Source organism: Paenibacillus sp. ACRSA, from assembly GCF_022346845.1.
GTDB lineage: Bacteria > Bacillota > Bacilli > Paenibacillales > Paenibacillaceae > Paenibacillus.
Genome location: NZ_JAKRNP010000013.1, coordinates 12785 through 36163, shown reverse-complemented (window position 1 = coordinate 36163; position 23379 = coordinate 12785). Strand labels below are relative to the sequence as shown.

The following is a 23379-nucleotide window of genomic DNA, read 5'->3' as shown; positions in this document are numbered from 1 at the left end:
AAACGCTAAAGGGTGAGCATGATGAATGTACACTTAAAACGCAGAATCTTTATAGCCTGTTTACTTTTGACGGGTGTTTTTGCCATTCTTCTGTTCCGTCTAGCTTGGATTCAGATTATTCAAGTGAATCAGGTAATTCCGGGTACCACTCGTTCATTGCGGGAGATGTCTGTACTACAGCGAGAACGGGGTGTGATGCTTGATTCGGGTCGAGGGCAATTTACAGATTATAGAGGGAAGTCATTAACGGGAAAAATGGAATGGGTGCTTGTTCTATTTCCGCATCAACCTGTCACTGTTTCAGCAACGATCCATCGTGCATCTTCTCAGTTGAACCAGCTGGCTACTATTTTACATACGGATGTCGAGAAGTTACAACAAGAGTGGGACCAAGACCATACGCCTCGGTTATGGACAGCAGGCAATCAACAGCCTGTTGTATTAAGTGATTCACAAGTAGCCCAGATCCGTCAATTGGAGGACATGGGGGCATATGTTTATCCGATGATGAGCCGATATGATCAGAGATATACAGGGATGCAATGGCTCGGGTATTTAGCTGAGCAACCTAATCGCCTAGTAGCTTCAACAGCACATATAAATGAAGTAAAGCAACCATTTGCCATGAAGTCGGGAGCAGCGGGGCTAGAGAGGACGCTTGAGCCATTGATGATGGGACTGGGACCTACGTTGCTCACACGTATGGTTACAGGTTCTGGTGAGATCATTCCTGAAATGCAGCCACGAGTTATTGCTCCAACCAATAGTCATTACCCTTTACAAGTAGAGACGACGGTAGATATAGATCTCCAGCAGGGTTTGGAGACCATTGCGAAGCAGTCGGGTATCCGTGAAGGAGCAGTCGCTGTGCTGGATGCGGCCACGGCTGATGTGCGAGCGATGATTTCTATGCCCATGTATACACCACAACATGTGGAGCCGACGGAATCCTCTTGGGCCAATCGTGCGATCCAAGGAGCCGTTCCGGGATCTATTTTCAAAATCGTCACAGCCGCTGCGGCACTTGAATCACATGCAGTATCTCCACGGGAAACCTTTCATTGTAACGGGGAATGGGGGAAATACGGACTATCTTGCTGGAAAGAGCACGGACATGGAACGTTACATCTAGAAGAAGGTTTTGCTCAATCTTGTAATATCGTCTTTGCCGAGACGGCTCGCCGATTAAGCATGGAACAACTAGAACGTACCGCCAATGCTCTAGGGCTTGCACGTACCATTGGTTGGGAGAGCAAGCATATTGGGGGAATGCCCATCCTGCGACACTTTGATCATGAACAGGCGGGTCGAGTTCGGACTACAGCGGTTTCCATACTAGATGAAGGAGCTAAAGTGCAGACTTCAATTGGACAGCGAGATACGCTGGTTACACCTCTTCAAGCAGCCAATCTGATGGTTACTCTCTTGCATGATGGCAAAGTGAGTGCACCTAGGTTAGTTCAACGCATACGTTATGCAGATGGTGATACGATGCTGGAGATGCCTTTACACGATTCGCCATCTTCCGTGGGACAGATCTCACCAGCTACGGCTCATCAGTTGTTAAAGTGGATGAGAGGAGTGGTTACGGATGGAACGGGAAAAACCCTGCAGCAGGCCAAGTGGCATATTGCAGGGAAGTCTGGAACGGCTCAAGTTGAGCAGCAAGGGCGTAAGCTGAATCATCAATGGTTTATAGGTTATGGGCCAGTGGAAAATCCCAAATATGCAGTTGCTGTGTTAGTTCAACATGTCGCTCCGGGAAGCTCACACCAAGCTACTGCACTGTTTCGCAACATTATGGATTACTTGGCAGAGGGATCCCCATCGTCAGCACGCTGAGATGCTTGCATAGAATTTTTGCTATGATGTGCAGCGTCGTCTGAATGATGACCTGCCGCTCCGGCTCCGGCAACAACTGGTGTATCCATGACGAGTGGAGAGGAGTCAAACTCATCTTTTGGCAAGTGAATCCATTGTTGTAGATATCCCTGTTGCAGCAGTTCTTTGAGCAAGATTAACAACACTGGAGACAATACCACGCCTGCAAGCCCGAAGATTGAGAGCGAGATAAGCATAAATGAGAGCATCAAGTAAGCCGAAGAGACACCGATGGAATTACCTGATATTTTGGGCTCTAGCAACTGACGTGTCAGCATCGTTACTGCGAGCAGGACAATTAGGCCGATGGCTAATGTACTGTTTCCCACAATAAACAGATAGACGATCCAAGGGATGAATACAACAGGAACACCGAGCAGTGGAACAAGGTCAAAGACTGCACAGATTGCCGCAATCGTAAAGGCATTGCTTGTTCCTAAGATCAATAATCCAGCATAGATCAATACAAAGGTGATTAACATCATGATCATCTGTGCTTTTAGATAGGAACGAATGGTTTTGAACACATGATTGCGCATGAATTCAATCGCAAGCTTTAAGGTTTTTGGTGTTTTGGCACGGGCGAACTTACGCCAGGATTCAATCTCAATACTAAGGAAAAAGGCGAGAATAATGGCGATCCCGAAGTTGGTAATAAATGAAGAGAAGGAGCTTAGAAATCCAATGAGATACTGAGCACCACTCGATACCCATGTCGAGATGAATCCAGTCAGTGTAGCAAAATACTCATTTACTTTGTCCATGATGCTTACAGGCAAGGCATCCGATTTGTCCTGTGCAAAATGAACCAGGTTGGTGAATTGCTGTTGAACCATTTCGATATAGGATGGAAAATTATCTTGTAGGTTGGAGATCTGAGAGATAATGATAAGCCCCAATCCAAAAAACAGAGCGACAATGACCCCGAGAAATAACAAAACCGATATAGCAGCACCTAACGTTTTCGGCAATCCTCTTCGATGTAAAAAACGAGCCAATGGTTCGATCATCCAATAAACAATAAAAGAAAGGAACACGGGCGCAGCAATTTGATACAGACGGCTGAATCCGTACATGATGAAATAAACGGTCAACACGAGTAACGCAATGTCGAAGACGGTGCGTCCATATTTTTTGTATAACGGTAACATAGGCTCTACTCCTTCGTATGTATAAGGTGAAAGGTAAAAATAGGAATGCATTCATTGTACACGATCATACTCTTTTTTGGAAAATAGGATTCAAGATAAGGCTGAATTGTGATAAAATGATAGGTGGTTTCTTTTCCATAGCACATAAAGTGGTAGCCATAATTCAGCGAGAGAGACGGGGAATTGAAGCATGACAAGTCTACTTCATAGCCTATTGATGTGGGCATTGTATATTTCATCATTTTACGCCTTTATTCCAAGTTTGATTAGTAGGCTTTTTGGTTTTCGGGTATTCAGGCGAGGAAAAAGCGAGACCGAATTTGCCCTGACATTCGATGATGGGCCAGATCCAGTGTATACACCAAGGCTGCTGCAGCTGCTCAAGCAATACGATGCCAAAGCGACGTTCTTTGTTGTTGGAGAGCATGCAGCCCATCATCGGGATTTAATCCAGCGAATGCATGAGGAAGGGCATCTGATCGGAATTCATAATTATATCCACAAGACGAACTGGTTAATGAGACCTCGAACCGTTCGGAAGCAGATTCAGCAGACGGGGCAGATTATTCAGGAAGTGACCGGGGTGAAATCCTGTTATTACCGTCCGCCATGGGGCATCATGAACCTGTTTGATTTTTTTAGCCAAAAAGATCGGAAAATTATATTATGGTCATCAATGTTTGAAGACTGGAAAAGTCGAGTAGGAGTCCAGAAGCTAACCGAACGAATGCTGAAAGAGCTGAGGGGTGGCGAGGTCATGTTATTGCATGATCGTGGTACAACGTTGGGAGCTGACGCACAAGCGCCTGAACATATGCTTGAGGCTTTGCAGGTTGTGCTCCAAGAGGCTGACAGACGAGGGTTGCGGAGTGTGCGGGTGGATACCTTAATGCGAGGGGGCGCTACAGTGAGTGAATCTCAAGAGAATAGTCAATCTCAGGTTCAGTTATCCTTCTGGAAGAGAGGTATTGTCGCGCTATGGTTGCTCTGGGAGAACGTGTTTCACTGGATGTATCATCTGAGAACAGCTTCTCCGGAAGATCCGTTATTACATTACCGCCCACGTGTGTATCACGGTGCAATGGTTGAGATGACCGATGGACATGTGATGCAGAATGGGGATCAAGTGATTGAACTTCATTTTGATAATAAAAAATTATTCGAATTAGGCATGACTTCACGTTCCAGTATGCACTTAGCAATTCGTATGATTCGTGCGATCAAACAGCAGTTACCTGATTTGGCTCGGCAGATCTCAACCGATCCGAAGCTGAACTCTGCTAAAGCATTGTATGGCGTGAGTATGATTAATCGTGGACCAGAGAAGTTTGGTTTTACTGTTCGGGATTTGCCCCCTGGGCCGTTTAGTGCGGCTTCTAAGATCTATTTGAAATTACTGCTCAGTGTCATTCACCCTGCAGGCACCAAGCGTCTGAAACAGCGTTCCGAACAGCTTGTACCTAAAGTCATCGCCATGCCAATGGGACATCTATTGCAGCACTATGGAACGAGAAGTTTCGCTGCAGTGACGGTTGAGCAGGTGCACACTACTTTGAAGGAGCCTCAACAGGATTTGTTGTCAGGAGCTGAATTGAGAAACGTTCCTCCAATGTGATAAGAACGCACGCATGTATAAGTAGGTAAGTAGAGATACAAAAGTCATGATTTCTTTTTTTTCTTCCTAATGTTAAGAAAAAAGGGTGGTTCCTTACCGTGTTGGTAAGAAGCCACCCTTTTGTTATGGTTTCTAATCAATGGTATGGAACCATTTGAATTAGATTTTCAACACGCCGCCGTTACTTGCGTTCGTTACAAGTTTGGAGTAACGAGCCAGTAATCCGGTTTTCACTTTTGGTTCAAAGCCTTTCCAACCTGCACGACGACGCTCGAACTCCTCGTCACTGATGTGCAACTCGATGATACGGTTGTTCAGGTCAAGCTCAATGATATCTCCTTCTTCAACAAAGGCGATTGGACCACCTTCAGCCGCTTCTGGGGAGATATGTCCGATACTGATTCCGCGGGATGCGCCAGAGAAGCGTCCATCAGTGATCAGGCCGACTTTGGCACCGAGACCCATACCAACGATCTGGGAGGTTGGAGCAAGCATCTCAGGCATACCTGGTCCGCCTTTTGGTCCTTCATAACGGATAACTACAACATGTCCTTCTTTAACTTTGCCATTCGCAATGCCTGCCAGAGCTTCATCTTGAGAGTCGAAGCAGATTGCGGGACCTTTGTGATATCCGCCAACCGAAGCATCTACTGCACCAACTTTGATAATAGCTCCTTGAGGTGCAAGGTTACCGAACAATACAGCCAGTCCACCTTTTTCGGAGTGAGGATTATCTATTGTGTGGATACAGTTGGTATCCTGAATTTCTTGACCCTCAACGTTCTCACGGATCGTTTTACCTGTCACGGTAATGCAATCAGCGTGGATCGCGCCTGGTTTTTTCAGCAATTCGTTCAGAACTGCACTTACGCCGCCTGCATTGTGAACATCTTCGATGTGCAGATCAGAAGCTGGAGCAAGCTTAGCCAGATGTGGTACGCGGTTAGCTACTTCATTGATGCGCTCGATTGGATATTCAATGCCTGCTTCATGAGCCAATGCCAGCGTATGCAGTACCGTATTGGTAGAACCACCCATTGCCATATCCAGAGCGAACGCGTTATCGATTGCTTCGACAGTAACGATATCGCGTGGTTTCAGATCAAGTTTGATGAGTTCCATCAATTGTTTCGCAGATTGTTTAACAAACTCACGACGCTCAGGAGCAACAGCCAGAATTGTTCCGTTACCTGGCATAGCCAGTCCCATTGCTTCTGCTAGACAGTTCATGGAGTTAGCCGTGAACATACCGGAGCATGAGCCACAAGTTGGACAGCCAAACTGTTCAAGCTCAAGCAAGCTCTTGTCATCAATTTTACCCGCTTGGTAAGCACCTACACCTTCAAATACGGAAGTCAGGGAGAGAGCTTTACCGTTACTATCACGACCAGCTTTCATCGGTCCGCCACTTACGAACACGGTAGGGATATTACAACGAAGTGCACCCATCATCATACCTGGTGTGATTTTGTCACAGTTCGGGATACATACCATACCGTCGAACCAGTGAGCGGATACTACCGTCTCAACGGAATCGGCAATGATATCACGGCTTGGAAGGGAGTAACGCATACCAATGTGTCCCATTGCAATCCCATCGTCAACACCGATTGTGTTGAACTCAAATGGAACGCCGCCAGCTTCACGGATTGCATCTTTTACAATTTTACCAAACTCCTGCAGATGTACATGACCAGGAACGATATCAATGTAAGAGTTACATACGGCAATAAACGGCTTGCCAAAATCTTCTTCTTTAACGCCTGCGGCACGCAACAAACTGCGGTGCGGTGCGCGGTCAAAACCTTTTTTGATCATATCGGAACGCATCTTATTGGCTGACATGGTGTATTTCCCCCCAAATTATATAGTGTATTCGAGCAACATGAATGGAAATAAAATGGCAGTGGCTCTGTCGTTAAATTTCATCCGTACTCTAAAAAAATAGACCGACAATTGCCGGTTCGAGCTTCCCGTAGTTTGTGAAATTCTTTGCTGCTTTAAACCCGTGAACAACCCGGTTTTTTTATAGAGTCTATCACAATCGTCGTCATATTTCTACAATCAATAGAAAGAAGCCGGCTTCCAAATCCATGGAGTTCGACTTCTAAGTTAGAAACACAGCTATTCATATATATCGGATCGAAATGTTCAAGATAAGTTAGTTGCTTCCGCCTTTGCGTCCAATTTCCCGATAGAATTCTTTATCATGTGTCTCGGAAGTGGCGTTCCCGCCCTTGCGCCCTATCTCTTTATAGAAGTCTGTGTTATGGGCATCCGAGGTCGCTTCACCGCCCTTTTTACCAATGGTTTGGTAGAAGCTACGATCATACTTTTTGGAGGTGGCTTTACCACCCAGTCGTCCCGCTTCTTCGCGAGTCATTTTGTGTTCTGACATTTGTGGACGTGCCATTACAAATCACTCCTTAGATTATAAGTTGTTTTTTGTAGCGCGTATGCCTATTTACCACGGTCTTTGCAGGCTGAAACAAAATGATTCGGACAACGAACACGGTGTTGTATTCAATTTAAAGTCATGCTGAGCGTTTGGAAACCTCCTGACGGTGAAAGGTGAAACGCGAAAGATTAGGTTCGATGAGAGGTCTGAATGTATGGCGAACCGCAGGATGTGCAAGGATAACAGCAAACAGGACAGCGATCGCAATAATGACCGGAATATATAAACTGCTTTCCATATAATTGTAAACGCCAGACCAGACGACCAGACGAACGAGAAACCCGTGCAGCAGGAACACATACAGGGTGCGTCGTCCCATTTCAGTAATTTTGGAAGTGATTGTAGGAACCCAAGCTAGAAATAATGCGGCTGACCCAAGCTGTACTGCGTATATGCCTAGACGGTAAATGCCTGCATACCATTCGGAATGACCTAGTTCAGCATAAGTCATGCTTCCCAGCAGCCAGCCAGGTGAGAGCTGCATTCCCCCTACGCCAATCAAAATGAGTACACCCACGGAGAATAGTGCAGCTACATAACGGCTCCAGTTTGATTTTATATGGGAGCGAATGGCTGTTCCGTAGTCATAACCAATGATAAAGAACGGAAGGAAAACAAACGTACGACAGAAGCTGAGCCAGAAACCATCTACAGGTAGATATCCAGCGATGATTCCAAGAATAATGGAGCCAATCAACCGGTAGATCGGTTTCCAAGATAATGTGACCCGAACTAAGAGCCTCCAGCAGAAATGACTGGCTAGGAACCATAATAACAAGTAAGGTGCAAAAAAAGATAAGCGCATATGTGGCGTATGGAACACCGTGAAATCCATCAATGCGTATAAGGATTGAAATAGTACATACTGGATGGCGATGTGCTGAAGCACACGTTTACCGGATTCTCCTTGAAGAGTGTGTCTAGCAAAATACCCGGTTACCCACACGAACAGTGGCATATGAAACGTATATATCCACAGGAACAATGTCTCTGCTCCAGCAAAACGTGTAATAATTGGTTCAAGCGCGTTTCCTACAAGAACACATACGATGAGCATGAACCTTAAATTGTAAAAAAATGAATCTGGATCATCACGATGTATTGTCCGAATGTTCATGATGTAGCCTCCTGTTACCCCTTTGTATGCAAAAAGTACTTCTGCAATAAGGGTAATATGAAAGTGGTTAATCTATTGTGATATTTTTCACAATAGAAAGCGTTATCCTTTCACCAAGCTGTGACAACAAAATGAACGCTTTGGGATTGACAACGCTTGCATACGGGATGACAATGGTACAAGAAGATGAGAAACTGTAAATATAAGGAGGGATGAAATATGTCAACGAAAACGAGCCAAAGCCCTGATATTATCACGTTTGGTGAGAGTATGGGGCTTTTGACCGCGAAGGATACTCGTGGATTGGAATACGCAGCTTCATTAGATAAATCATTTGGTGGGGCAGAGAGCAATCTGGCGATTGGTGTCGCACGTCTTGGCCATACAAGCGGCTGGTTTGGACGACTTGGTAGAGATGCATTGGGTAGTATGATCTTGAAGGCGATTCGGGGTGAAGGTGTAGATGTATCTAGAGTAACCCTAAGTGATACGGAACCTACGGGTCTTATGATTCGTGAGAACGCTTCCGGGAAAGCATCGGTTCATTATTATAGGAAACTATCTGCTGCCAGCGCGATGACACCTCAGCATCTTGATCAGGACTATATCGCAGGTGCACAAATTTTGCATATCACTGGCATTACAGCAGCGATCAGTCCAACAGGTCTTGCTACCGTTGAAGCTGCTATACATATCGCCAAGCAGGCTGGTGTGAAAGTGAGTTTTGACCCGAATCTGCGCTTAAAGCTCTGGTCGATTGAAGAAGCACGTCCTGTTATCCTTCGGCTGGCTGAACAGGCGGATTATTTCTTGCCTGGTCTGGATGAGATGAAATTGTTATACAACGAAGAAGATGATCAAAGGGTGCTTGATCGTTTATCCGCTCTGGACGCAGTCTGCATTGTGAAAGGCGGTCCTGATTTGACCTATGTATTAGTGAATGGTACCCTAACGGAAGTTCCGTACTTCAAAGCGGATCATGTGCTGGATACGGTCGGAGCGGGTGATGGTTTCTGTGCAGGATTTCTGTCAGGCATTATCAAAGGTTATTCCCCTCAAGAAGCTACTCGACTAGGAAACCTGACAGGTTCTATGGTGATACAGGCTGTGGGGGACTGGGAAGCACTCCCGACGTGGGAGCAGGTAGAGGCTAAGCTGAACAACGTAGCTCATGTTGAGCGCTAGTCGCTGCTGATATCATGAATGTCTCATCTTCGTTCTAAATGTAAGGATTGCAATGCCGATCACATTGACAAGGGAGAGAATGAAATGAAGAAGCTTCAGCTACTGCAAAAAATAACGGACAACGGTGTCGTTGCCGTCCTGCGTGCGGATTCTGCCGATCAAGTTATCGCGATGGCGGAACAAGCCATTGCTGGTGGGATCAAAGTCATAGAGATCACCATGACAGTTCCCAGTGCCCTCAAAGCGATTGAGAAATTAAGTCGTGTCTATCATTGGAATACACAAGATCCTGAGAAGTTTGCCATTATTGGTGCGGGCACCGTTCTAGAACCCCAAACAGCGCGTGCAGCTATTATGTCAGGTGCTGAATTCGTCGTTGGGCCATCTCTGAATCCAGATACCGTTCAGATCTGCAACTTGTATCGTATCCCTATTTTGCCAGGTGTGATGACGATTGCAGATGTTCAACGTGCTTTGGAACTTGGCGTGGACATTGTGAAATTATTCCCAGGTAATCTGTATGATCCTTCAATTATCAAAACAATGAAAGGCCCAATGCCGCAGGCGAATTTTATGCCGACAGGTGGGGTTTCTTTGTCTAATTTGGGTGATTGGATCAAGGGTGGCGCGGTAGCGGTAGGAATTGGTTCCGACTTGACGACCGAAGCAGTAAAAACGGGGGACTTGAGTCATGTCCGTCGCAAAGCGGAACAATATATGGACGCTTATCGTAAGGCCAAAGCCGAATAGGATGAATATGCGGAGAATGGGAGCCGGGACGTATGAGGCTCTCATTCTTGCGAGCCGCGGCACCTGCGGAAGCGAAGAAAGGTGAATGAAGTTGAGAAATAGGAATCGGTACAACACAGGGCGCAAGAAAAGGGGCATATGGAAATTCTTGCTCGTTCTTCTGGCGCTCATTGTCATTGGTTTAGGATATGTTGGTTATAAAGTGTTAACCCCTTATGGACCACAGGAAATAGCTCAAACGGCTATGGAAACTGCGGATCAGGTCACGGTAAGTGAACAAGAAAACTGGATTGATTTTGCTCCTGAAAAGCCTGAAGGTGTGAGCGTTATTTTCTATCCGGGTGGATTGGTCAAACCGGAAAGCTATGCACCGTTCGCCCATAAGTTAGCGGAAGCAGGCCATCATACCATTATCGCCAAAATGCCTGTCAATTTGGCGGTGCTTAAGCAAGATCTAGCTGATGAGATTCGAAATGCATATCCTGACGAAACATTCGTCATGGGTGGACATTCTCTAGGTGGTTCAATGGCTGCTCGTTATGCAGCTGCCCATCCTGATGCACTTCAAGGCATATTCTTCTTAGCATCATATCCAGATGAAAAAGGTAGTGTGAAATCATTAAATATTCCAGCGTTATCTATTCTGGGAACGAATGATGAAGTTGTAAATTCGACGAAATACCAAAGTGGGCGTGCTTACTTACCTGAAGATACCGTGTATTATACCATCGAAGGAGGAAATCACTCCCAATTCGGTGATTATGGTCACCAGAGCGGTGATGGAGAACCTGGAATCAGTGAAGAAGAGCAGTTAACACAGACGGTAAAAACCGTTTTGGATTGGCTACAGGGCATTCAATAGATAGCCTGTTACTATGGGGAGGATACCATATGACCTTCAAGCTTCACGTGTATGATGTAGCGTACCCCTGTGAGGGCATTCTCTTTGACAAAGATGGAACTTTACTAGAGTTCCTGCATCTATGGGGGCCTTGGGCAGAAACCATGTTACGGCAATTGGAAGAGGCACTCAGCGAACGGGGGGCTACGTTTACAGTTGATCGTGGTGACGTGTTAGGCACGAAGCATGACGGTGCAGGCAAGATCATCGGATACGATCCACAGGGACCATTCGTGATTGCTACAGTAGATGAAAGCAATGGATTATTGGCTGGACAGTTGTATGCCGCGGGCATCCCATGGAACGAATCAATCACGATGATTCGCAAGTTCTCAAGTGTAGCTATGCGAGAGGTACGTCAAAATAAGCTTGCAGAACCTATCGCAGGTCTTATACCATTTTTGCAGCAATGCAGAGATGCATCCATTCCGATGGCGGTAGTAACCTCCGACAGCACCGCAGCTGCGGAAATACATCTGGATTGGATGGGGATTCGATCCTTTTTCACATCCATCGTCGGCTCTGATCGGGTTACATTAGGCAAACCAGACCAAGAATCGGTTATGTTGGCTTGTAATGAATTACATATTCGTCCTGATCGAGCGATTGTTATTGGTGACAGTAACGGAGATATGCAGATGGGACGTAGTGCAGGGGCATCCTGCGTTATTGGGTTCTGTCCACAAGATCAAGCGACTGACCATTTACATGATGCTGATGTCATTATCCGAACTTATGAGGAGCTAAGCTTATTTCCTAACGAAAATTGAAGGTTCAGCGGTTCATTTCAATAAAAGGGAGGAGAGAGAGGATGAACGCAACAAAACAATTGGTCTCTTGGATTCAGGAAAGTACGAAAATTGTCTTTTTCGGCGGGGCAGGCACTTCAACCGAAAGCGGAATTCCCGACTTTCGTTCTGCCGCCGGCCTGTATCAAACGGAGCAGCATTCACCTTATCCACCGGAGGAACTGCTGAGCCGTCATTTTTTTGATCAGCACGCGGATATCTTCTATGATTTTTATCGGGGGAAGATGCTCCATCCACAAGCCGAGCCGAATGGCTGCCATCGATTGCTTGCACGCTTGGAGAATGAAGGGCGCCTACAAGCTGTTATCACGCAAAATATCGACGGTTTACACCAGAAGGCTGGTAGTAAGAACGTGCTTGAGTTGCATGGATCTGTTCATCGTAATGCGTGTATGGATTGTAAACGATTCTACTCGCTTGATGATATCATTCGTTCTCAAGATATCGTTCCCCACTGTATCTCCTGCGGAGGGGTAGTCAAGCCAGATGTGGTGCTATACGAAGAGGAGTTGGATCAGAATACATTGTATCTCTCAGTGGATGCGATCTCTACAGCGGATTTATTATTGGTAGGGGGAACATCACTCACGGTACAGCCTGCAGCCCAACTTATTACGTACTTTCAAGGCAAGCATACCGTGCTGCTTAACGCTACACCTACCGCGTATGATCGTCAGGCTGACTTACTGATTACAGAGCCCATCGGTGAGGTAATGAATACTGTGGACCAGCTTCTGGGTTAGAAAGCAAATCAAATAACCGCACGCTCCGGTATGGTGCCGGATGAATAGAAGCGGAATCTGGGGAAAGAAGGGATTCAATATGGTCTACGTGGCCAGCGATACTCGCTACGAGGTAATGAAATATAATCGAGTTGGACGTTCCGGATTGAAACTGCCGGCTATTTCACTTGGACTTTGGCATAATTTCGGTGGTATTAATAATGCAGAGAATGGACGTAACATGATTATGCGTTCGTTTGATCTAGGTATTACACACTTTGACCTTGCCAACAATTATGGACCTCCAGCTGGATCAGCAGAGCAATTGTTTGGACAGGTGCTGGCACAGGATCTGAAGCCCTATCGAGACGAGCTTATCATCTCCACCAAGGCTGGGTATTATATGTGGCCTGGGCCTTATGGCGAATGGGGCTCCCGCAAAAATCTCGTATCTAGTCTGAATCAGAGTCTGAAACGGATGGGACTCGATTATGTCGATATTTTCTATTCCCATCGCTATGATCCGGAAACACCACTGGAAGAAACGATGATGGCTCTTGACCATATCGTGCGTTCGGGTAAAGCCCTCTATGTAGGGATCTCGAATTACCCTGCAGAACAGACCAAGCAAGCCGCAGAAATTCTGAAGGGACTAGGGACACCACTTTTGATTCATCAACCTAAATATTCGATGTTGGATCGCTGGATTGAAGATGGGTTACAGGATGTCCTAGAGGAATATGGTGCGGGGAGTATCGCCTTTTGTCCACTTGCTCAAGGGTTGCTCACGAACAAGTACCTGAATGGTATTCCTGAGGATTCTCGTGCAAAAGGACCATCTGTATTTCTAAATGAAAATAACATCTCGCCAGAGACGCTGCGAAAAGTTCGTGCGCTGAATCAAATTGCAGCCGCACGTGGCCAGAGTCTAGCTCAGTTCGCACTCGCTTGGGTGCTCCGGAATGGCAAAGTGACTTCTGCATTGATCGGTGCAAGCCGCCCTGCTCAGATTGAGGAGAATGTAGCAGCGCTAAGCCAACTGGATTTCTCTACCGAGGAATTGGAGCGCATTGAATCCATCCTTCGTCCTGAGCATGGTGATAAGTAATAAGCTCGCTCTTTCCATGCATTCCTAATAGCGGTTGTTCCAAGAGTAAGCTTTCGAACCATGTACATGATAGGATCATGGCGACCGAAGCTCTGATTGAAATAAATGAAGTGGAAAAGGTGCATCTTAGCCATATCGGCGTGGATGCACCTTTTTTTAGATCATAGAATTTATAAGTTTTCAGCGGAGCTGAACAATTCAATTATCGCAAGAAAACCCACAACTAAACTCGGTCTTTCTTCTGTGAAAGTACGACGTTAGGCATTTTTCTTATGTTTTCCTGGCTCCGTTACTTCTCGAGAGTATGTTCTCCCTGTATAGACTAGGGGCTTCACCGTGAAATCGTTTAAACTGTTTCGAGAAGTATAGCGCATCCGCAATCCCTACAGAGTCAGAGATCTGCTCAATCGATAGGTCTGGTCGTTCGCGGAGTAACTGCCGCGATTTATCAATGCGTAGCTTGAGCAGATACGTTACCGGAGTTAGGCCGGTTTCTTGTTTGAATATACGCGATAGATAGGCGCGATTATAACCTAGACTGGCTGACATCTGTTCAATGGAGACAGGATAGGCATATTGTGTCGACATGTATTGGATCATTTGTTTAACGGTTCTGCGAATTGAAGATTCACCTGGAATTAAAGTTTGAACCTCAGCAAGGTGATTTTGCGCTTCAGCGAGAATCATATACAGTGTGCCCAGAGAGGTAAAATGAGAGCTTTCTTTGCGCTGGGCAAAAGCTTCCTGCATGACAGACAGCCAGTCGGCAATACCGCATGCTGTCCCAGCATGAAACACGGATTTCTCCGGGCGAAATCCGGCAGCTTCCGTATGCTGAATTGCTTGGCTTCCCGTATAGGCGATCCAACGATATTGCCAAGGATTCCGGGCATGAGATTGGTAGCTAACCAATTGACCCGGATGAATAAGGAAGCAGTCTCCGGCGGCTAACTCGTATGAATGCAGTTCTGTACGGAATGTACCAGAACCCTTCTCTACATAATGTAATAGGTAATAATCGTACAATTTCGGCCCAAGGGCGTGTCCAGGTAATGTCTGACTTGCTCCTGCAAACAGGACATGTAGTGCGCCTCTTTCATAATATACGGGATTGGAGGCCACCGAATAACTAAGAGCACCACTTTTGCCCGACGTCTCTTGAAGCTTCGTGTTTGGTGGGTTTGGGGTCTGCTCCGATCGGGACTCAGTCATGAGTACAAGCCTTCTTTCTATCTACATTAAGAATGTGTTATTTGCTCCATTATACGTGTTAAGGTCACATTTATCCATATGAAACACACATGGTTTCATTTCAAGAGGTATCGCTTTCTTATATAATAACATTAAGAAAACCTACAACATTGAGATGAGGTGCAGCAGCGGTGAACATAAATGATTTGAAACAAAAGTTTATCGATAAGTACGGAGAAAGTGGAGCGGACATCCGTGTATTTCATGCCCCTGGTCGTGTGAATCTGATCGGTGAGCATATCGATTACAACGGTGGATATGTACTTCCGGCAGCACTTGAATTTGGTACAACATTGGTTATTCGAGAGCGAGAGGACAACAAGCTGCAACTGTCCTCTACGAACATGTTCTACGAAGGAACGTTGACCATTTCTTCTGTTGGAGAAGAGAAAACAGGTGAATGGACGGACTATCCTGTTGGTGTCATGGTTGAGCTTGCAGGCAAGGGTGTGAAGGTAACGAAAGGGTATGACTTCCTATACCACGGCGAAATTCCAAATGGCGCAGGACTTTCATCCTCTGCTTCCTTGGAAGTTCTCACCGGATACGCGATCCAATCACTAGAAGGTGTTTCCGATATCGATACGGTGCAGCTAGCACTGCTGTCGCAGAAGGCGGAGAATGAATTTGTTGGCGTCAACTGCGGAATTATGGATCAATTTGCTGTTGCCAACGGTGCAGAGGATCATGCGATTCTGTTGATGTGTGATACCCTTGAATACGAGAAGGTGCCTTTCCGTACAGGTTCCTATAAATTGATTATTGGTAACACGAACAAACGTCGTGGTTTGGTGGATTCGGCTTATAATGAACGCCGTTCCCAATGCGAGCAGGCACTTGCCATTTTGAAGGAACAGCTGCCTGCACTGAATTACCTGGCGCAATTAACGCCAGAGCAGTTCGTAACACTTCAAGATCAGATTACAGATGAGAAAGTGAGACAACGTGCACAGCACGTCGTCGAAGAAAATGCACGTGTACTGGCATCGGTAGAAGCATTGCGCGAGAACGACCTTGTTACCTTTGGCAAACTGATGAATGCTTCTCATGAATCGCTTCGTTCTTTGTATGAAGTAAGCTGTGAAGAACTGGATGTTATGGTGGAAGAAGCTCAGCGGATTCCAGGTACACTTGGTGCTCGAATGACAGGTGCAGGATTCGGCGGTTGTACAGTATCTCTGGTACATGAAGATGATGTAGAGCGTTTTGTTAGTGAAGTTGGGGCAGCGTATGAAGCACGTACGAGCCTCAAAGGTGAGTTTTATGTGTGCGGAGTAGGCGACGGTGTTAAAGAATTGAAGGAGGCGAAGTAAAATGGCAATTTTGGTAACAGGTGGAGCAGGATATATTGGTTCGCATACGGTAGCGGCTTTGTTGGAACGTGGTGAAGAGGTTGTAGTTCTGGATAACTTGCAAACAGGGCATCGCGAAGCATTACTCGGCGGTAAATTGTATGAAGGGGATCTTCGTGACAAAGCGATTCTGAAAAAGCTGTTCGCAGAGAACTCGATTGACGCAGTTATTCACTTTGCAGCGAACTCCTTGGTAGGTGAGAGCATGACAGCTCCGGTTAAATACTATGACAACAATGTCTTCGGTACATTGTGCTTGCTGGAAGCAATGAATGAAGCGAATGTGCGTAAGATTGTGTTCTCCTCTACAGCAGCAACCTACGGTGAGCCTGAGAAGGTGCCGATCGAAGAGAGCGACCGTACAGAACCAACCAACGTATACGGCGAAACTAAGCTCATGATGGAGCGCATGATGTCTTGGTTCGATAAAGTACAGGATATCAAATATGTATCCCTGCGTTACTTCAATGCAGCCGGCGCTCATGACAGCGGCAAAATTGGTGAAGATCACCAACCGGAAAGTCACTTGATCCCACTCGTGTTGCAGACAGCACTGAAACAACGTTCACATATCGCTGTGTTTGGTGACGATTATGACACTGAGGACGGAACATGTATCCGTGACTATATTCACGTAAGTGATCTGGCAGATGCGCATTTGCGGGCTGTAGATTACCTTCGCAAAGGCGAGAGCAGCAACGTGTTTAACCTTGGTAACGGTACAGGATTCTCAGTTAAACAAGTCATTGAAACAGCTAAGAAAGTAACTGGATTGGATATTCCGGTTGTACAAGAGCCACGTCGTGCAGGTGACCCAGCAGTTCTGGTTGCTTCGTCTGCTAAAGCAAGATCCGTGCTGGGCTGGAGCCCAACACGTACCAACCTGGAAGATGTCATTCAGAGCGCTTGGGGCTGGCACCAATCTCACCCTAATGGCTACGGGAAAAACTAGGAGGCGAATACCCATATGTCACAGACTCATAATGCAGCAGGTGCCACAGAGCGGACACCCGAGCAGCAGGAAGCACTGCATGCCATTGAACGTCTGGTTGCATTTGCTCTGCACAACAAGTTGATTGAAGAAGCAGATTGGGATTATAGCCGTAATCTCTTGCTGGAACAGTTCGGATTCTCGGAACCTTATGCTGGAGTATTAGATAATACTGTACCCGATGGTCCACAGGCCATGTTGGATACATTGATTGATTATGGATTCACCATTGGTCTTATACCTGAAAATACAGATACGTACCGTGATTTGCTGGATGCCAAAATTATGGGCCATCTTATGGCTCGTCCATCAGAGGTCGTTCGTGCTTTCCGTCATACGGAGCAGACTGAAGGCATTGAGGCAGCAACCAAGCAGTTTTACGAGCTATCGATTCACTCTAACTATATCCGGATGGATCGGATCGCGAAGAACGTTTACTGGACACAGGATACGGCTTACGGCGATATGGAGATTACCATCAATCTTTCGAAACCGGAGAAAAGTCCGAAAGAAATCGCAATGGCAAAATTGCTTCCACCACCGGTCTATCCGAAATGTCAGTTGTGTCGTGAGAATGTGGGTTATGCGGGCCGGGTGAATCATCCCGCTCGTCAAAACCTGCGTGTGATTCCGTTGGAGCTGAACGGTGAGCCTTGGTTGTTCCAATACTCGCCATATGTTTACTACAACGAGCACTGCATTATTTTCCATCATGATCATGTACCAATGAAACTAACCAAAGACACGCTGCGCAGACTGCTTGCTTTTGTTGGGGAGTACCCACATTACTTTATCGGCTCTAACGCCGATCTGCCGATCGTAGGTGGCTCTATCCTAACGCATGATCACTTCCAAGGTGGACGTCATACGTTTGCGATCCAAAATGCACAGTCAGAGGCGGTATTCCGCCATGCAGATTCACCTGGACTTACGCTGAGTCTTGTGAAATGGCCGATGTCTGTAATGCGATTGGCTTCCCACGATCCAGCAGAGCTGCTTGAAGCAGGTAATGCTGTATATGAAGCTTGGAAGGTCTACAGTGATTCTACAGTGGATATTCAAGCATTCAGCGATGTGGACGGAGAACAGGTACCGCATAACACGGTAACCCCAATCGTTCGTCGTAGTGCAGACGGTGGTTATGAGATGGATCTTGTTCTACGTAACAACCGGACGAATGATGTGCATCCTGAAGGTATTTTCCACCCGCATCGCGAGATGCACCACCTGAAGAAGGAGAATATCGGACTCATTGAAGTTATGGGTCTTGCGATTCTGCCAGGGCGTCTGAAGGAAGAGCTGGATGGTATTGCTAACATTTTGGCAGGAGACAACGAGCTAGCTGAGGCGGCACAGGCTGCGGATCATGATCTGAACAAGCATCTGCGCTGGACTGAGGAATTGAAGCAGAACCACGGCGCTAACTTAACCAAAGAAGAAGCGGTTGCGCTTGTGCAGCAACAAGTTGGTTTGAAATTTGCTGAAATTCTGGAACATGCAGGTGTGTACAAACATGATGAAGCTGGACGTCAGGCGTTCCGTCGTTTTGTAACTAGCATGGGCTATACCGAATAACATAGACATTCCAATCTTCTTTACAATAGAATATCTATGAAATCAAAAGCACCCGCTCAATCAGGAGCGGGTGCTTTTGGTGTTTTGCTGATCGTTTGGAATGGGATTCTCACCCATGTATAATGAGAAGAAGTGTGTAGAAGCACAATGCTGATGAAGAAACGGGGACGAATAATTGGAAAAGCAGGCATTGAATATTCCATTAATTACTGACGCGAAGGAATTGCAGAGCATGGTAGGAGAACCGCATGAACATGTACGGAATAAAGCAATCTCCTATGTAGATTCACATGTTCAGAATTTTGTATCCATGTCACCCTTGTTTTTCTTATCTACGTCCGATCAAGATGGGAAGAGCGATGTATCTCCTCGGGGCGATGAAGCAGGATTTGTGAAAGTATTAGACCGATTTCGTTTGGTTTACCCCGAACGTCCGGGCAATCGCCGTATTGACTCATTAATGAATATATTTTCTAACCCAGGGGTAGGTATGCTTTTCCTGATTCCAGGTATGAATGAAGTGCTGCGCATTAATGGGACGGCCTCGATTACGAGCGATCCAGAATTTATCGAGAGTATGAATTGGAGCGGTAAAACGATTGGTGCGGCTGTGATTGTGAATGTGGAAGAATGCTTTATCCATTGTCCTCGTGCGTTCAAACAGGCAGGGCTGTGGGATTCTGAAACATGGGTACAATCGGAGGATTTGCCTTCCTCCAGTGAAATGTTCCGAGCACACTTGCAGATTAACGGATTGATATAAAGTTAGCATCTATAGATTTGTTTTTCTAGATATGGGGTACTATAATGGGAGTTGTGTTACAAACATAAATCTCCAATGGAGGCGATATAGATCATGAGATCTTTTCAATTTTATAATCCAACCCGCTTGATTTTCGGTAAAGGACAACTAGAGGCGTTGAAGACAGAAGTTCCGAAATACGGCAAACGGGTTTTGCTTGTATATGGTGGCGGTAGTATCAAACGCAGTGGCTTGTATGATCAAGTCATCGGTTTGCTGGGCGAGATCGGCGCTGAAGTAACTGAACTAGCAGGCGTTGAACCTAACCCACGTCTTTCGACAGTTCACAAAGGCGTAGACCTCTGCAAATCAAATAACATTGACCTCGTACTGGCTGTTGGTGGCGGTAGTGTACTCGACTGTGCTAAAGCAATTGCTGTTGGTGCGAAGTATGACGGCGATATGTGGGATTTTGCACAGCGCAAAGCAGTAGCACAAGATGCTCTCCCGCTTGGTACAGTGTTGACGATGGCAGCTACAGGTTCCGAGATGAACTCTGGCTCCGTTATTACGAATCAGGATACACAGGAAAAATTGGGTTGGGGCAGTGCATATTCATTCCCAGCGTTCTCCATCCTTGATCCAGTCAATACATACACAGTGCCTCGGGATCAAACGGTCTATGGTATGGTTGACATGATGTCACACGTACTGGAGCACTATTTCCATCTAGATGAGAATACACCTGTGCAACTTGGATTCTGTGAGACGATTCTTCGTACAGTAATGGATGCAGCACCTCGCCTCGTCGATGATCTGGAAAATTACGAGCTGCGTGAAACGATCCTGTACTGCGGAACGATGGCATTGAACGGCGTTCTTAACATGGGTCTTGCAGGTGACTGGGCAACACATAACATTGAGCATGCGGTCTCCGCTGTGTATGATATTCCGCATGGTGGCGGACTCGCAATCCTGTTCCCGCATTGGATGAAGCATAATCTAGATGTGAATGTGGATCGCTTCAAGCGTCTGGCTATTAACGTGTTCGATGTGAATCCTGAAGGTAAGTCGGACAGACAGGTAGCTGAAGAAGGTATCGATGCGCTCAGCCAATTTTGGACGTCCATTGGTGCGCCTAACCGTTTGGCAGACTACGATATCGATGACAGTCAGATCGATGTAATGGCTGACAAAGCGATGTTGTTTGGGCCATTTGGTAACTTCAAAAAGCTGCAACGTGAAGATGTTGTATCCATCTACCAAGCTTCTCTGTAATTAAATAGAGATTAGTCGTATAGCTATGACGTAGTGAAACCGCCAGATTCCTCCTAGGAAACTGGCGGTTTTTCATGTTTTTTAATAAGTGAGGCGGGACGCTTAAGCTTGACTGAGCATCGTAAAGCATGAGGTGAAATACATGATGATAATACCCATTATCGGCTTCTGAATACATTTGAGGAAACATTTTGAAACATTTTGCCGATTTGTACGTATTTATTTACATGTGGAATGCCCAGTTAGAATTGAGATTGCGGCAGAGGAGAGGAGGAACGGGGAATGGAGTCCATCTATTGGGGCTGTCTTATCGGCGGAGCCATATTTGCGGTCGTGAGTCTTGTGCTAGGTGACTTAATTGATGGCTTGCTGGACGGAGCCTTTGAGTTACCTGGTGTTGATTTTTTCAAACCTGTTGTGTTGGCTGGTTCCATAACAGCTTTTGGCGGGGCAGGCATTATGCTGACACGTTATAGCTCGTTAAGTGCGATGACGGGGCTAATATTATCCCTGCTAATAGGTATTGCTGCAGCTTTACTGGTATTTTTTGCATATATCAAACCGATGCGCAATAGCGATGTCTCCATTGGATTCTCAATGAAGGAACTATCAGGCAAAATTGGAGAGATTACGATTCCGGTGCCGGAAAAGGGTTTTGGTGAAGTAATGATCCGTTTCGCCTCTGGCAGTACCATTCAAACGGCATCCAGTTTTGAACATCGTCCCATTGCGGCGGGAGCGCGTGTTGTTATTATTGATGTAGTAGATGGTGTGTTACGAGTGTCGGAATGGGAAGATGATGTACTTAAAGATGTATGAGTGAGACCACGTAGTAACAGGTAAGTATACGAAGTTAAGTTGTACTCAACAAAGATTAAAGGGAGAGATGTGGAATGGATTTGAATTGGGATGTATTGTTGATTCCGGTTGTTGTGGTTGGTGTAATTTTGATTCTGGGTTTGGCGTTCTGGGCAAGATACAAAACGGTTGGACCGGATGAAGCGATGATCGTTACGGGGTCATTCCTGGGTAGCAAAAATATTTCCGATGATGACTCTGGCCGAAAAATTAAAATTGTTCGTGGTGGCGGTGCATTTATTCTGCCGGTATTCCAGCAATCTGAGTTCATCTCCTTGTTATCCCACAAGTTAGATGTCTCCACACCTGAAGTGTACACGGAACAAGGTGTGCCGGTTATTGCTGACGGTGTCGCGATTATCAAGGTTGGAGGCGCTGTAGAGGATGTTGCTACGGCAGCTGAGCAATTTATCGGTAAACCTGTAGAAGCGCTGAGAAGCGAAGCACAGGAGGTGCTGGAGGGGCATTTGCGGGCTATCCTCGGTACAATGACGGTGGAAGAAGTATACCGGAACCGGGATCGGTTTGCACAAGAGGTGCAGGGAGTAGCGGCTAGAGATCTGAAGAAAATGGGGCTTCAAATTGTCTCATTTACCATTAAGGATGTTCGTGATAAACAGGGCTATCTGGATGCTCTCGGTAAACCGAGAATTGCCGCGGTGAAGCGTGATGCTGAGATTGCTGAAGCGGAAGCGATGCGTGATGCGCGTATTCAGAAGGCTAACGCAGAAGAACAGGGTCAAAAAGCCGAATTGCTGCGTGATACGAATATCGCCGAGGCAGCTAAAGAAAAGGAACTGAAAGTAGCGACGTTTAAGCGGGATCAGGATACAGCGAAAGCAGAAGCCGATCAGGCGTACCATATCCATGAAGCTCGCGCGAGACAGACCGTGGTGGAAGAAGAAATGAAGGTTGAGCTCGTTCGTAAAGAACGCGAGATTGATCTACAGGAGAAAGAAATCGTCGTACGTGAGAAGCAATATGATGCGGAAGTGAAGAAGAAGGCAGAAGCGGACCGTTATGCGGTGGAACAGGCTGCCGAAGCGGATAAAGCCAAGAGAATGCGTGAAGCCGATGCTGTACAGTACTCCATCGAAACGCATGCCAAGGCAACAGCTGAACAGAAGCGACTTGAAGGTCAGGCTATGGCAGATGCAGAGCGTGCTAAAGGTACAGCGGATGCTGAAGTTATCCGCCTGCGTGGTCTTGCCGAAGCAGAAGCAAAAGAGAAGCTTGCTGAAGCTTTCCAAAAGTTTGGCGAAGCAGCCGTGCTCGATATCATTGTCAAAATGCTGCCTGAACTGGCTGGCAAAATTGCAGAACCAATCTCATCCATTGATAAATTGACGGTGGTAGATACTGGTAAAGGTGAAGGGGCAACGCGTGTTAGCAACTATGTAACTGAATTGATGGCAACTGCACCAGAGATGCTCAAAAGTGTGTCCGGGATTGATGTCGAACAGTTGATTAAAGGCCTTACCAAAACCAAAACAGCTGCACCAGTTGCTGTGCAACAGAGCGATTCTGGAACGACTCCGTCCATCGTAGATAGAATTGTGGAAAAAACGAGAGGTGACGAGTAAGTATTACAAGCATTGTCAGTGGTAAGCTCTATTGACCTTAAGGCGAATTTTT

Annotated in this window: 20 protein-coding genes; 15 read left to right on the top strand and 5 right to left on the bottom strand. The window is 46.2% G+C overall.

The genetic code is table 11. The features are described 5' to 3' along the window. Positions 1–18 precede the first annotated feature (18 nt). On the top strand, positions 19–1842 hold the full coding sequence (locus MH215_RS24740) for a peptidoglycan D,D-transpeptidase FtsI family protein (protein ID WP_239293744.1): 1824 nt from the start codon (positions 19–21) through the stop codon (positions 1840–1842). Here the strand turns inward: MH215_RS24740 and MH215_RS24735 are convergent. Further along, complete coding sequence (locus MH215_RS24735) at positions 1806–3032, bottom strand: AI-2E family transporter (protein ID WP_239293743.1); 1227 nt, start codon at positions 3030–3032, stop codon at positions 1806–1808. The genes MH215_RS24740 and MH215_RS24735 overlap by 37 nt on opposite strands. Positions 3033–3222: 190 nt before the next feature. Here MH215_RS24735 and MH215_RS24730 point away from each other — a divergent pair, with 190 nt between their 5' ends. Next, a complete protein-coding gene (locus MH215_RS24730) occupies positions 3223–4647 on the top strand; it encodes a polysaccharide deacetylase family protein (RefSeq protein WP_239293742.1) in 1425 nt (474 codons plus the stop codon). A 159-nt stretch (positions 4648–4806) separates the two neighbouring features. On the opposite strand, the gene ilvD is transcribed toward MH215_RS24730, so the two are convergent. From ilvD to MH215_RS24715, 3 genes are all read right to left on the bottom strand, one after another. Further along, complete coding sequence (gene ilvD, locus MH215_RS24725) at positions 4807–6492, bottom strand: dihydroxy-acid dehydratase (protein ID WP_239293741.1); 1686 nt, start codon at positions 6490–6492, stop codon at positions 4807–4809. A 316-nt stretch (positions 6493–6808) separates the two neighbouring features. Then, positions 6809–7060, bottom strand: a complete 252-nt coding sequence (locus MH215_RS24720; RefSeq protein ID WP_239293740.1) for a KGG domain-containing protein — start codon at positions 7058–7060, stop codon at positions 6809–6811. Positions 7061–7181: 121 nt separating this feature from the next. Next, positions 7182–8222: an acyltransferase family protein gene (locus MH215_RS24715; RefSeq protein ID WP_239293739.1), complete on the bottom strand. Its 1041-nt coding sequence runs from the start codon at positions 8220–8222 to the stop codon at positions 7182–7184. Positions 8223–8441: 219 nt separating this feature from the next. Between MH215_RS24715 and MH215_RS24710 the strand changes: the two genes are divergently transcribed. The 6 genes from MH215_RS24710 to mgrA all read left to right on the top strand — a co-directional run bounded on the left by MH215_RS24710 (position 8442) and on the right by mgrA (position 13697). After that, on the top strand, positions 8442–9407 hold the full coding sequence (locus MH215_RS24710) for a sugar kinase (protein ID WP_239293738.1): 966 nt from the start codon (positions 8442–8444) through the stop codon (positions 9405–9407). A gap of 84 nt (positions 9408–9491) precedes the next feature. After that, positions 9492–10157, top strand: coding sequence for a bifunctional 2-keto-4-hydroxyglutarate aldolase/2-keto-3-deoxy-6-phosphogluconate aldolase (locus MH215_RS24705; RefSeq protein ID WP_145408163.1), 666 nt, complete (start codon positions 9492–9494; stop codon positions 10155–10157). 85 nt (positions 10158–10242) lie between these two features. Beyond that, positions 10243–11019, top strand: coding sequence for an alpha/beta fold hydrolase (locus tag MH215_RS24700; RefSeq protein WP_239293737.1), 777 nt, complete (start codon positions 10243–10245; stop codon positions 11017–11019). Positions 11020–11048: 29 nt separating this feature from the next. Further along, positions 11049–11828: an HAD family hydrolase gene (locus MH215_RS24695; protein WP_239293736.1), complete on the top strand. Its 780-nt coding sequence runs from the start codon at positions 11049–11051 to the stop codon at positions 11826–11828. Between the two features lie 41 nt (positions 11829–11869). Next, positions 11870–12610: an NAD-dependent protein deacylase gene (locus MH215_RS24690; protein WP_239293735.1), complete on the top strand. Its 741-nt coding sequence runs from the start codon at positions 11870–11872 to the stop codon at positions 12608–12610. Between the two features lie 79 nt (positions 12611–12689). Beyond that, positions 12690–13697, top strand: coding sequence for an L-glyceraldehyde 3-phosphate reductase (mgrA, locus tag MH215_RS24685; protein WP_239293734.1), 1008 nt, complete (start codon positions 12690–12692; stop codon positions 13695–13697). Positions 13698–13967: 270 nt separating this feature from the next. On the opposite strand, the gene MH215_RS24680 is transcribed toward mgrA, so the two are convergent. Then, a complete protein-coding gene (locus tag MH215_RS24680) occupies positions 13968–14909 on the bottom strand; it encodes an AraC family transcriptional regulator (RefSeq protein ID WP_239293733.1) in 942 nt (313 codons plus the stop codon). A 170-nt stretch (positions 14910–15079) separates the two neighbouring features. On the opposite strand from MH215_RS24680, the gene MH215_RS24675 reads away from it, so the two are divergent. The 7 genes from MH215_RS24675 to MH215_RS24645 all read left to right on the top strand — a co-directional run bounded on the left by MH215_RS24675 (position 15080) and on the right by MH215_RS24645 (position 23327). Beyond that, positions 15080–16261 carry a galactokinase gene (locus MH215_RS24675; protein ID WP_239293732.1) on the top strand — a complete coding sequence of 394 codons (1182 nt, stop codon included), beginning with the start codon at positions 15080–15082 and terminating at the stop codon, positions 16259–16261. Position 16262: 1 nt separating this feature from the next. Further along, positions 16263–17252 (top strand): UDP-glucose 4-epimerase GalE, encoded by a 990-nt coding sequence (gene galE / locus MH215_RS24670; RefSeq protein ID WP_056701300.1) that lies wholly within the window; start codon positions 16263–16265, stop codon positions 17250–17252. A 15-nt stretch (positions 17253–17267) separates the two neighbouring features. Then, positions 17268–18866 (top strand): UDP-glucose--hexose-1-phosphate uridylyltransferase, encoded by a 1599-nt coding sequence (locus tag MH215_RS24665; RefSeq protein ID WP_239293731.1) that lies wholly within the window; start codon positions 17268–17270, stop codon positions 18864–18866. A gap of 175 nt (positions 18867–19041) precedes the next feature. Further along, positions 19042–19629, top strand: a complete 588-nt coding sequence (locus MH215_RS24660; protein WP_239293730.1) for an MSMEG_1061 family FMN-dependent PPOX-type flavoprotein — start codon at positions 19042–19044, stop codon at positions 19627–19629. 93 nt (positions 19630–19722) lie between these two features. Continuing rightward, positions 19723–20886: an iron-containing alcohol dehydrogenase gene (locus MH215_RS24655; RefSeq protein ID WP_239293729.1), complete on the top strand. Its 1164-nt coding sequence runs from the start codon at positions 19723–19725 to the stop codon at positions 20884–20886. A gap of 282 nt (positions 20887–21168) precedes the next feature. Continuing rightward, positions 21169–21705 (top strand): NfeD family membrane protein, encoded by a 537-nt coding sequence (locus MH215_RS24650; RefSeq protein WP_239293728.1) that lies wholly within the window; start codon positions 21169–21171, stop codon positions 21703–21705. A 74-nt stretch (positions 21706–21779) separates the two neighbouring features. Further along, positions 21780–23327 (top strand): flotillin family protein, encoded by a 1548-nt coding sequence (locus MH215_RS24645; protein WP_275446328.1) that lies wholly within the window; start codon positions 21780–21782, stop codon positions 23325–23327. The last annotated feature ends 52 nt before the right edge of the window (positions 23328–23379 follow it).

Excerpts from the sequence above, each read along its gene's own strand:
- MH215_RS24740 (WP_239293744.1), top strand. The coding sequence starts at position 19 with ATGATGAATGTACACTTAAAACGCAGAATCTTTATAGCCTGTTTACTT.
- MH215_RS24735 (WP_239293743.1), bottom strand. The coding sequence starts at position 3,032 with ATGTTACCGTTATACAAAAAATATGGACGCACCGTCTTCGACATTGCG.
- MH215_RS24730 (WP_239293742.1), top strand. The coding sequence starts at position 3,223 with ATGACAAGTCTACTTCATAGCCTATTGATGTGGGCATTGTATATTTCA.
- ilvD (WP_239293741.1), bottom strand. The coding sequence starts at position 6,492 with ATGTCAGCCAATAAGATGCGTTCCGATATGATCAAAAAAGGTTTTGAC.
- MH215_RS24720 (WP_239293740.1), bottom strand. The coding sequence starts at position 7,060 with ATGGCACGTCCACAAATGTCAGAACACAAAATGACTCGCGAAGAAGCG.
- MH215_RS24715 (WP_239293739.1), bottom strand. The coding sequence starts at position 8,222 with ATGAACATTCGGACAATACATCGTGATGATCCAGATTCATTTTTTTAC.
- MH215_RS24710 (WP_239293738.1), top strand. The coding sequence starts at position 8,442 with ATGTCAACGAAAACGAGCCAAAGCCCTGATATTATCACGTTTGGTGAG.
- MH215_RS24705 (WP_145408163.1), top strand. The coding sequence starts at position 9,492 with ATGAAGAAGCTTCAGCTACTGCAAAAAATAACGGACAACGGTGTCGTT.
- MH215_RS24700 (WP_239293737.1), top strand. The coding sequence starts at position 10,243 with ATGAAGTTGAGAAATAGGAATCGGTACAACACAGGGCGCAAGAAAAGG.
- MH215_RS24695 (WP_239293736.1), top strand. The coding sequence starts at position 11,049 with ATGACCTTCAAGCTTCACGTGTATGATGTAGCGTACCCCTGTGAGGGC.
- MH215_RS24690 (WP_239293735.1), top strand. The coding sequence starts at position 11,870 with ATGAACGCAACAAAACAATTGGTCTCTTGGATTCAGGAAAGTACGAAA.
- mgrA (WP_239293734.1), top strand. The coding sequence starts at position 12,690 with ATGGTCTACGTGGCCAGCGATACTCGCTACGAGGTAATGAAATATAAT.
- MH215_RS24680 (WP_239293733.1), bottom strand. The coding sequence starts at position 14,909 with ATGACTGAGTCCCGATCGGAGCAGACCCCAAACCCACCAAACACGAAG.
- galE (WP_056701300.1), top strand. The coding sequence starts at position 16,263 with ATGGCAATTTTGGTAACAGGTGGAGCAGGATATATTGGTTCGCATACG.
- MH215_RS24665 (WP_239293731.1), top strand. The coding sequence starts at position 17,268 with ATGTCACAGACTCATAATGCAGCAGGTGCCACAGAGCGGACACCCGAG.
- MH215_RS24655 (WP_239293729.1), top strand. The coding sequence starts at position 19,723 with ATGAGATCTTTTCAATTTTATAATCCAACCCGCTTGATTTTCGGTAAA.
- MH215_RS24650 (WP_239293728.1), top strand. The coding sequence starts at position 21,169 with ATGGAGTCCATCTATTGGGGCTGTCTTATCGGCGGAGCCATATTTGCG.
- MH215_RS24645 (WP_275446328.1), top strand. The coding sequence starts at position 21,780 with ATGGATTTGAATTGGGATGTATTGTTGATTCCGGTTGTTGTGGTTGGT.